Source organism: Caenimonas terrae (assembly GCF_042655405.1).
Taxonomy (GTDB): domain Bacteria; phylum Pseudomonadota; class Gammaproteobacteria; order Burkholderiales; family Burkholderiaceae_C; genus Ramlibacter; species Ramlibacter terrae_A.
The window spans coordinates 390485-398345 of the sequence record NZ_JBHSMF010000015.1 but is presented as its reverse complement, the minus strand read 5'-3'; the positions used below and the strand labels follow the sequence as shown (position 1 = coordinate 398345).

General features: G+C 61.4%; 9 protein-coding genes. 1 reads left to right on the top strand and 8 read right to left on the bottom strand.

The window, feature by feature from the left end; translation table 11 throughout:
* From ACFPOE_RS23930 to ACFPOE_RS23895, 8 genes are all read right to left on the bottom strand, one after another.
* The coding region (locus tag ACFPOE_RS23930) for a hypothetical protein (RefSeq protein ID WP_376852853.1) at window positions 1-207 on the bottom strand (207 nt) is incomplete at its 3' end.
* A 1057-nt stretch (window positions 208-1264) separates the two neighbouring features.
* Window positions 1265-1588, bottom strand: a complete 324-nt coding sequence (locus ACFPOE_RS23925) for a hypothetical protein (protein ID WP_376852852.1) — start codon at window positions 1586-1588, stop codon at window positions 1265-1267.
* Window positions 1589-2508: 920 nt separating this feature from the next.
* Window positions 2509-2925, bottom strand: coding sequence for a DUF2059 domain-containing protein (locus tag ACFPOE_RS23920; RefSeq protein WP_376852851.1), 417 nt, complete (start codon window positions 2923-2925; stop codon window positions 2509-2511).
* A gap of 557 nt (window positions 2926-3482) precedes the next feature.
* Window positions 3483-3833 carry a hypothetical protein gene (locus ACFPOE_RS23915; protein ID WP_376852850.1) on the bottom strand — a complete coding sequence of 117 codons (351 nt, stop codon included), beginning with the start codon at window positions 3831-3833 and terminating at the stop codon, window positions 3483-3485.
* Between the two features lie 231 nt (window positions 3834-4064).
* Entirely contained in the window at window positions 4065-4487 is a 423-nt protein-coding gene (locus ACFPOE_RS23910) for a hypothetical protein (RefSeq protein ID WP_376852849.1), read from the bottom strand.
* A gap of 492 nt (window positions 4488-4979) precedes the next feature.
* On the bottom strand, window positions 4980-5204 hold the full coding sequence (locus ACFPOE_RS23905; RefSeq protein WP_376852848.1) for a hypothetical protein: 225 nt from the start codon (window positions 5202-5204) through the stop codon (window positions 4980-4982).
* 89 nt (window positions 5205-5293) lie between these two features.
* On the bottom strand, window positions 5294-5569 hold the full coding sequence (locus ACFPOE_RS23900; protein ID WP_376852847.1) for a hypothetical protein: 276 nt from the start codon (window positions 5567-5569) through the stop codon (window positions 5294-5296).
* Window positions 5570-5654: 85 nt separating this feature from the next.
* Window positions 5655-6131: a GNAT family N-acetyltransferase gene (locus ACFPOE_RS23895; protein ID WP_376852846.1), complete on the bottom strand. Its 477-nt coding sequence runs from the start codon at window positions 6129-6131 to the stop codon at window positions 5655-5657.
* 640 nt (window positions 6132-6771) lie between these two features.
* Between ACFPOE_RS23895 and ACFPOE_RS23890 the strand changes: the two genes are divergently transcribed.
* A complete protein-coding gene (locus ACFPOE_RS23890; protein ID WP_465251317.1) occupies window positions 6772-7860 on the top strand; it encodes an integron integrase in 1089 nt (362 codons plus the stop codon).
* Window position 7861: the final 1 nt, after the last annotated feature.

Below are 7861 nucleotides of genomic sequence, written 5' to 3'. Positions count from 1 at the left end.
TTGCCGCGCAAGGTGGGCAATCAATTCGCCAACCCTGTGCTCGCCGTCGGCCGCCAGAAAAACGGTTTGACCCCGATCATCGATCGTCGTCATCGTAGGTGAATCACGCCCCACTAGTACGACTCGCTCGCCCATCAGTTCATACCGCACGTTTCGCGCGAAGAATTGAGCATCAAGAGACTCAGCAGGTCCAGCGAGGGTCGACATGGCCGCTCCAAAGATTGCGAAAGGGACGAGGCGCCTCAACATAGCGATTTAACGTCGGAGTTGACCGGCACGCAGAGGCATTGTGCCGCGAGCCGTATGCTGCCGCGCACGGCTCGCGGCACAATGCCTCTGCGTGTCCGCGTCGAACGACCTGTTAGAGCTCACTGCACGCATAGACGTCCACCCAGCACGTGTCACACGAGATGTGCCCGCCCTCGCGCCTAAGCGGCGAGACGACAGCGTGAGCAGGAACACGCTCCAGCCGACCGCCAGCACCCGAAACAAGCGCGTAGATCTCTGCACTTCGGTCCACTGTGACAAGAATCCTCTCGAGGCGAATGGTGGGCAAGCCATCCAAGAGTGCTTGGACGTGCGCGCACAGCCAGTGCGTCGACTCGCTCAGCGGTTTTTCCTCACATCGGCGGCCCTGAAACGACAGCAAGTCCATGAGTGAGCTCTAACGTTGGACGTAACCGGCGACCAAGGAACGGCGCGGCGCAGCTGCGGGACGACTTTGGGCGTCCGCGTTGACGGACTTGTTAGACATCATGGCTCAGAAACCTCCAGAGTGGGCATTGCCCTGCGCAGAGCAGCGACCCCAGCAGCCGTAACCTCCGTGTAGACGAGGGAAACGAACATTAGTCGACGAAGTGGACGCAAGTGCTTAAGACCCGCATCGGTCACCCCAGTGCACTCGAGCCAAATCTCCTCAAGGCTCGCCTGCCGCGCCACCCACTCGAGAGCTGCGTCTGTAACGGCCGTACCATCCAAGTCCAGACACCGAAGCGCAGGGAAGGCAGGGAGTGCCATCAAATCTTCATCGCGGATCGCCGCATTCTCAAATGAGAGCAGCTCAACTTTGAGTGGTATGTCAGCCAACTCACGCGCATCACGCACGCGCACGCACCCCGTTGCGCTCGCGAGCGCAAGGATAAGTCGACGCGAGGCAGCTTCCATGATGTCTAACGTCGGACTTGACCGGCGCGCATGGTGCGAGTGCGCAGCGCGCACTGAAGCACTTGTGCGTCCGCGTCGAAGGACTTGTTAGCCTGCATTGCTACCACCGCCAGCCGTAGCGGCGCTTTTGGTCACGATACGTCAGCAGCGGATCGCTCTTGGAAATGCTTACACCGACCACGCCAATGAAGACGAACAAGGCGATACAGGCAGCTAGTGCTGCGGCGGTCTCAACCCGCTCCCAGCCCATTAACTCCTTCTTCGCAGGACCGAAGACTTCATCCATCCAGACGAACCTGTGCACAAGCGACAAGAGCTGAGCAGTGAAAAAGATAGCGCCGGCGAAGCAAACGAGCCTACGAAAGACGAGCCAAGTCGTCGCCACGAGACGTACGAGCAACGACGGAGGAAGGTCGGCATCCATGCGGGCTAACGTCGGACGTAACCGGCGACCAAGGAACGGCGCGGCGCAGCTGCGAGACGGCTTTGGGCGTCCGCGTTGACGGACCTGTTAGATGGCATCGCCACTCCCTCCTAACGCTACAGGACTTCCAGAGATCGGGTCGACCTGCGGCAGCTCATCTAGCGCCGTCAGCTTCTTTGGCGGAGCATACAACGGGAAATCCCAAAGTTCCCCATCAGGCAGTCGCGCAATTTCGCGACTCCACTCAGTCGCCCGGGGATCTGCGTTCACGTATCGGTTGCAGAGCGGCGCAAGCTCATTGGCCGATGGAGGAAGCTGACGCGCATGCAAGGCGCACCACCGTTTCTGCGCCGGAGAAAGGACAGTTCCGGCGGGCGCATTACGGCGAAAGTTCACGCAGGTCACGCAGTAGTAGAAGAACTCCAAGTGCGCCTCTTGCCATCTAACGTCGGACGTAACCGGCGCCCAAAAAACGGCGCGGCGCAGCTGCGGGACGACTTTGGGCGTCCGCGTTGACGGACTTGTTAGGCGCCAAGGACGACCGACCATGAGCGAAACCTGACGGTTGCCCGCACATTCCCGAGGCCACGAGGCTATGCATGCTTGCGACGATACCCGAGGAGTCGCGCCGGAAGAAACAAGAGCGCACCGAGGAACGCAAACAACGCCTGGAACGTAAGCCCCACGAGCCGAAAGGGAATGGAGAGTAGCCAAACGATTGGCCAGAGAACCAACGCCAGCAAGGCAAGTGGCCAGCACAAGACGAAAAGCAGGCACCAGCCGATCAAAGTAAGTAGTGTGCTCATACGCTCCTTCTCTTGACGCCTAACGTCGGACGTAACCGGCGACCAAGGAGAGGTGCGGCGAAGCTGCGAGACGCCGTTGGGCGTCCGCGTTGACGGACTTGTTAGACAGCATGGCTACCGCACACGATATGCAATGGATTTGTTCCCGGTACTCTGCTCCCGCATCACCCATTCGCTCTCAGACACCGAGAGTATCTCGTCCTCGAAGGATTCGCCGATAGGATACACACGCACCGGATCCGAAAATGTCGTGACGTAGTGCAGCTTGCCGCCCTGAACTTCCCAATTGCCTCGCCAGGTAAACGGCGTATTGCCGTCGCATGCACGGAGGATGCCCTTGACCTCAAAGGAACCGTTCGCGTTCAAGGACATGACCTGCTGATACCCTTCGCAATCCAGGATGCGCAGCTCTTGCCATTGGCCAAGAAGTCGCTTTGCCAGAGCGCTGTCGGTCTCTTGCGCTTGGGCCATTCCGACCAAAGAAAAGGCCGACAGGAGGAAAACGCAAGCGCGTATGAGGATTCGTTTCATGCTGTCTAACGTTGGAGATGACCGGCGCACACGGGGCGTGTGCGCGCAGCGCACGGATGCACTTGTGCGTCCGCGTCGATCGACTTGTTATCCGAAGCCGCCCCGGCCAAAGCCAAACCCAGGTTGACTGCCGACCGGCCACTTGCTGCTGCGAAGCCTCCAAGCGCGCGGCCATTCTTGAGGTTAGCCGGAGCGCCACCAAGTTGACGCACTGCCCACCCGAGCGCACTGGATGGCCCCCCAGAGAAGTGAGGCGGATTGAGCGCGAGCGCACCGAGTGCCAACCTCGGCGCAGGAGTCAGTGGGCAAAGCAGGTCAGCGCCACCATGTGCGCCTGAGATCCGCCCGAGCACCAAGCACGAACCGCCAGCCGCCAACCGGCCTTGGTGCGAGCCATTCCGGCGCGACGGTGAACGAACCGCCAGCCCGGCAACGTATGCGAACGCAGACATTCTTTCTCTCATGTCTTTGACGGATAACGTCGGACGTAACCGGCGACCATGGAACGGCGCGGCGCAGCCGCGGAACGACTTTGGGCGTCCGCGTTGACGGACTTGTTAGAGCGCTTCTTCGACATAGGCAAGCAAGCCCTCGGTGAGGCAAAAGAGTTCTTCGGGATGGTACTGGATCAACGCCTCTTCACTCGGTGCCCCAAGCTCTTCCCAATAGTTTCCCAGCTCCCGCATCTCCTCCGGCGTGTAACCGTCATAGATCTCGTAGGAATACCGCGCCTTCTCGAAGATGTACTGGTACCAGACCAGGAGCCTCTCCACATTTGAGAAGTCCGTGTGCCCAGGACTTCTATTCTTCGCAACAACCATGATCTTTGCGCGCGCCGCTTCAGGCAGTTGCGCCCAGAGGTCTTTGTATTTGTGCCCTCGCACTTCAGCGCCGCGCGACGACAGCAATGCCGCCTTTAGAAGGACTTCGAAAGCGAGAACACACAGAAAGGAGTTTGAGTCCGAGCGCCTGTCTAGCGATACGCTAAGAATCTCTGCGTCGTGCAAGCGATCCTTTGCCGCCTGATGCATACGCGCTATACGGTCTCTCATGCGCTCTAACGTCGGACGTAACCGGCGACCAAGGAACGGCGCGGCGCAGCTGCGGAACGACTTTGGGCGTCCGCGTTGACGGACCTGTTAGACCGCATTGCCAACGTGTATGAATACATTGAGCACGCGCCAGGTCGCAAAGACGAGGGCCACCAGTGCAAGCAAATCGGCCCAGATGTCGATCCAAGTCTGATCATTGATCCATCCCCAAAATCTGTACGCCGCGCGGCTGCGATAGTCGTCGTCGCCGATGCCCCGGTAAATGTGCCACGACGCCCATTTATTTACCATCGCCGACACTATCTGAAGCCCTACTCCCACCAGAAACAACGCGATGATCTCATTCCCGTAGCCTGACTTGGCAACGCGCTCCGTGAGCTTGTCGTTCGTCACGAAGAGTACGGGGCCGCCGATTCCGTAGGCAACCAGCCACGCTCGGACTGCTTTCGAATAGTCTGCGTAGTTCTGGAAGAAGGCCTTGCGGTCGTCATCTTCGGTGGAGGTGGGCATGTCTAGTTTCCAGCGGTCTAACGTCGGAAATCACCGGCGCCCATGAAACGTAGCCGCGAAGCGGCTAGCACCAGGGCGTCCGTGTGCATTGACTTGTTATCAGATGCCGCCCGGGCCAAAGCCAAGCCCGACCTGCCCGCCGACCGGCAACTTGCTGCTGCGAGGGTGCCAAGCGCGCGGCGGGCTTCAGGAGCAACCGGAGCGATGCTAAGCACACCTGCTGCCCGCCCGGACGCTCGGGACGATCCCCCAGAAAGGTGGCACGGCTTGAGCGCCAACGCACCGGACGCCAAAGTGCCACCAGCAGGGCAAACACTCTGGCGCGCACTGCCCGAGCGAGAACGGGCCGGCCAGAGCGCCAGGTCAATCGCGCGCGCGTGCGCCCACTCTTGCGCCCTGCCTCCTGACTGATAACGTGAAGATGACCGGCGACCGCGGTACGGTGCGACCGAAGGGAGCAGACGCCCGTGGGCGTCCGTGTCGATCGACATGTTAGGGCGCCCCTGCCGATTTTTCATTTCTTTCCGCCGCCTCCTGAACATCAAGCAGCACCCGATATGCCTCAAATTCCCCGAGTTGCAACCGCAAAACCTGTGCTTCTGACACCTCAGCCTCTATCATCCGTGAAGCGAATCCACCGCTGTCATATCGCACGAAAAGGCGGCCGTCTCTCTTGAAAAGTTCCACGCCGTAGTCCGAGAAGAACGGTTCCGACATAAGCGCTCTAACGTCGGACGTAACCGGCGACCAAGGAACGGCGCGGCGAAGCTGCGGAACGGCTTTGGGCGTCCGCGTTGACGGACCTGTTAGGGCGCACGATTGACGACCTCCGAGAGACGCTGGAGTGAGTTTTCGCCGAATTGCTTGTCCACGCGCCCGATGGCCTCGATGGCTTGAACCGGATCGAAGGAGCGCCCTTCGAGGATTGCCAGCGCCTGATTGTGCAAAGCGTAGGCCAAGTGCGCTGCAACCCGGACCGAGGGTTCGGCCTTCGAGTCGGGGCCAAGCTCGCCAGACAGCAGAAGCCGAAGTTCGTACACGGCGAACGCGAGGATCTGGTATTCGTTGGGAGTGCCAGCCATAGTTGTTCGTGCGCTCTAACGTTCGACATGAGCGGCGGCGCAAAGGGCGCGAAGCGGCTTTTGGGACGTCCGCTCGATGGAGGGGTTATGCGCCATCGTCGACCGTCCCACCATATTCGTACAGGACGTCAGGGCAATGCTCGTCGTTCGCGCTGCCGTCGGTGAAAGCCACTGCCTTGAAGCCATATCGTTCGTAAAAGGCGCGTGCACGGCTGTTCGCTTGAAACGTATAGAGGCGCACGGGCCGCGGCAACGTAGCGAGCGCATGAGTAAGCAGCTGCGCACCGATACGTTGCCCGACATAATCTGGCGCTAAGTAGAGCTGGTTAACCCAACTCCCGGTGGGCTCTCGTGCGGTTGCGAGGACACCGACCACGGACGAGCCGATACAGGCGACCGTGACGTTGCCCGACGGAATGAGCGATTCCCGAACCCATTGACTTACTTCAGAGTCTGATTGCGCCGAGCACGCGTAAGGCAAAAACGTCTTGCGCGAGGAGAGCAAGACCTCCGCAACCTGCGGCGAGTCTTCAAGTGTGGCTTGACGCTGTCTGACAGTCATGGGGCATAACGTCGGACGTAACCGGCGACCATGGAACGGCGCCGCACCGCGGCGGGACGGCTTTGGGCGTCCGCGTTGACGGACTTGTTAGAGGGCTGCATGCCGCCATGTTATGACCAAGACTACGCATAGCCAAACCACCAGTGTCCAGACCGCGCGCCAGGCCCTTGGCCCATAGCTCACGGGGTCGGGGTAAATGAAGCCATTGCTCGCTGATCCGCCACGTATCGCGGCGCCGATCGCAGAAAGTTCCTCGGCAACGAGGAATCCAGCGTCGGGGCCGCGAACGGCACCCACCACAGAAAAGTAAATTACCGAAAAGCTTACTGACGCAGCGAGGCCCGCTTGCGTCCCGAAAATCATCGCCGCCAGCAAACCAGCAACTAGGCCGAGGATGGCCCCGAAGAAACCGGCGATTGCCGCGAACACGATGCGGTCCCAAGTTGAAGCGGATCTCGACACTGTGCCCTCTAACGTAATGTTTGCCTCGACCCCAATAACGCCGCCGCGTAGTCCCCTGCGTCGTTAAGCTGGTCGATATGGGCGCTGCGCGATAAGCTTGGCATCGGATCCTCCGGCGAAGGCTTGTGGTCTTGCGATTTTTGGCTATACTGTTTTTTCGTACAGTATATTTATTTTCATGCAACCCGGTGGCCCGCCCTTGCAGTCGCGTCGCCTGATCGAGCAGGTGCGCGAGCGTGCCCGCTATTTGCACTATAGCCTCGCCACCGAAAAGGCTTACCTGTACTGGGTGCGCTTCTTCATCCGATGGCACGGCGTGCGGCATCCGCGCGACATGGGGGCGGCAGAGGTGGAGGCCTTCCTCACCATGCTGGCCACCCAGCGCAAGGTCTCGCCGTCCACGCACAACCAGGCGCTGAGCGCGCTGCTGTTCCTCTACCGCCAGGTGCTGGCCGTGGACCTGCCTTGGCTGGACAACGTCCAGCGGCCAGCCTACAAGCGCCGCATCCCGTCCGTGCTCACCGCCGCCGAAGTGTCGGCCGTGCTGGACCAGCTCACCGGAGAGGCCGCGCTGCTGGCGCGCCTGCTGTACGGCACCGGCATGCGGCTGATGGAAGGCCTGCGGCTGCGCATCAAGGACGTGGACTTCGAGCGCCATGCCATCGTCGTGCGGCAGGCCAAGGGCAACAAGGACCGGGTCGTGATGCTGCCGCATTCGCTGGCCGGCGCGCTGCGCGAGCAGCTGCTGGCGTCGCGCGCCACCTGGGAGGCGGACCGCTTGCATCGCCGCGCCGGCGTCGAGGTGCCGCACGCGCTGGAATCCAAGTACCCGAGCGTCGGGTACAGCTGGCACTGGTTCTGGCTGTTCCCCTCGCCCACGCTCTCGATCGATCCGGAAACGGGCGTCGTCCGCCGCCATCACCTGTTCGAGGAACGCCTGCAGCGTGCGCTCAAGCGCGCCGTGGCCCAGGCCGGCGTTGCCAAGCCGGTGTCGGTGCACACGCTGCGCCACTCGTTCGCCACCCACCTGCTGCAAGCCGGCACCGACATCCGCACGGTGCAGGAGCTGCTCGGGCACAGCGATGTGAGCACCACCATGATTTACACACACGTGCTCAAGGTGGCCGCCGGCGGCACCGCCTCGCCGCTGGATGCCCTGGCGGGCGCACCGCCCCCGGCTCAGCCCCCGCCGCGACCCCCGCCTGCGCCCTCGCGGTCGCCGGCCTCGCCGCCCGCCTGCCGCGAGCCGGCTGCGCTGTACGCGTGAG

Coding starts and splice junctions, on each gene's coding strand:
- ACFPOE_RS23900 (WP_376852847.1), bottom strand. CDS start 5,569: ATGGCTGGCACTCCCAACGAATACCAGATCCTCGCGTTCGCCGTGTAC.
- ACFPOE_RS23910 (WP_376852849.1), bottom strand. CDS start 4,487: ATGCCCACCTCCACCGAAGATGACGACCGCAAGGCCTTCTTCCAGAAC.
- ACFPOE_RS23905 (WP_376852848.1), bottom strand. CDS start 5,204: ATGTCGGAACCGTTCTTCTCGGACTACGGCGTGGAACTTTTCAAGAGA.
- ACFPOE_RS23890 (WP_465251317.1), top strand. CDS start 6,772: ATGCAACCCGGTGGCCCGCCCTTGCAGTCGCGTCGCCTGATCGAGCAG.
- ACFPOE_RS23925 (WP_376852852.1), bottom strand. CDS start 1,588: ATGGATGCCGACCTTCCTCCGTCGTTGCTCGTACGTCTCGTGGCGACG.
- ACFPOE_RS23895 (WP_376852846.1), bottom strand. CDS start 6,131: ATGACTGTCAGACAGCGTCAAGCCACACTTGAAGACTCGCCGCAGGTT.
- ACFPOE_RS23920 (WP_376852851.1), bottom strand. CDS start 2,925: ATGAAACGAATCCTCATACGCGCTTGCGTTTTCCTCCTGTCGGCCTTT.